Annotated in this window: 1 protein-coding gene; it reads left to right on the forward strand. The window is 62.9% G+C overall.

Annotated elements, in window-relative coordinates:
- Positions 1-99 precede the first annotated feature (99 nt).
- Positions 100-1,173 carry an IS701 family transposase gene (locus ABIB56_RS18450; RefSeq protein ID WP_502917627.1) on the forward strand — a complete coding sequence of 358 codons (1,074 nt, stop codon included), beginning with the start codon at positions 100-102 and terminating at the stop codon, positions 1,171-1,173.
- Positions 1,174-1,340: the final 167 nt, after the last annotated feature.

Below are 1,340 nucleotides of genomic sequence, written 5' to 3' on the forward strand. Positions count from 1 at the left end.
ACTAGTACTGCAGTCGCGTTTATTTCAGGTTCGTCGGTGTGTTTCGAGATTTGAGGCGCGTGTTGGTGTTAATTCTTGCGGGTGAGCGATGATGTTTGTGTGGCTGAAGTGCGGGATTGGGCTGATGGGTTGGAGGAGATCCGTGAGCTGATCGGGCCGCGTTTTGCCCGGTCGGAGCCGCGGGAGAGCGCGGTGGACTATCTGTGGGGGCTTCTCTCGGGCCAGGAGCGCAAGAACTCGTGGACGCTGTCTGAGCAGGCCGGTCAGGCGGTCCCGGACCGGATGCAGCGGCTGCTCTCGAGCACGGACTGGGAGCCCGATGCGGTGCGTGATGATCTGCGGTCCTACGTCGTCAAGCATCTCGGCGCGGCCGACGGTGTCTTGATTGTGGATGAGACCGGGTTTCTGAAGAAAGGGAAGCATTCGGCCGGGGTTGCCAGACAATATTCGGGCACGGCGGGGCGGATCGAGAACTCGCAGATCGGTGTCTTCCTGACCTACTCGAGCCCGGCGGGGTGGATCTTCCTGGACCGGGAGTTGTACCTGCCCAAGGTGTGGACCGAGGACCGGGACCGTTGTCAGGCCGCCGGGATCCCCGCCGATCGCGGGTTCAAGACGAAACCGGAACTGGCCATGGACATGCTCGCCCGGGTGCTGGAGGCCGGCGTCCCGGCCCGCTGGGTCACCGGCGACGCCGTCTACGGTCAGTACTACAAGCTCCGCAAGGCCCTTGAGGATCGGAGCGTGTTCTACGTCCTGGCGGTGCCGATGAATCAGCATGTCATCGCCAAGATAACGGCAAGGATCCCGGCCGGAGAGTATCGGGCCGATGAACTGATCGCCGCTCTGCCCGCGACCGCGTGGCGGACCCGCTCCGCCGGTAACGGCTCAAAAGGTGATCGCCGTTACGCCTGGGCCAGGGCGCGCATCAACGGTGCACGGGACCCCGACGCCGAGTACTGGCTCCTGGCCCGACGCAGCCTCACCGACCCGGGTGAGATCGCCTACTTCCAGAGCAGCAAAGGGCAGACAGGGCTCGACCACTATCAGGTCCGCCAATACACCGGCTGGTATAGATACATCACTCTCTCGATGCTCGCCCACGCGTTCCTGACCGTCACCCGGTCAAAAAAGGGGGCCAACATCCAGACGGCGGCGACCTCATCGCGTTGAGCCTGCCCGAGATCAGACACCTCCTCGTCTGCCTGATCTTCACCCAGTCGCCGAACCCCGAACACATTCTGAGCCGCTCCCACTGGCGCCGACGACATCAACAAACAGCGAAACGCCACTACTACAAAACCCGCGGACACAGCCCATAAACGCGACTGCAGTACTAG

Origin of the sequence: Glaciihabitans sp. UYNi722 (genome assembly GCF_040549465.1) — a bacterium.
Lineage (GTDB): Bacteria > Actinomycetota > Actinomycetes > Actinomycetales > Microbacteriaceae > Lacisediminihabitans.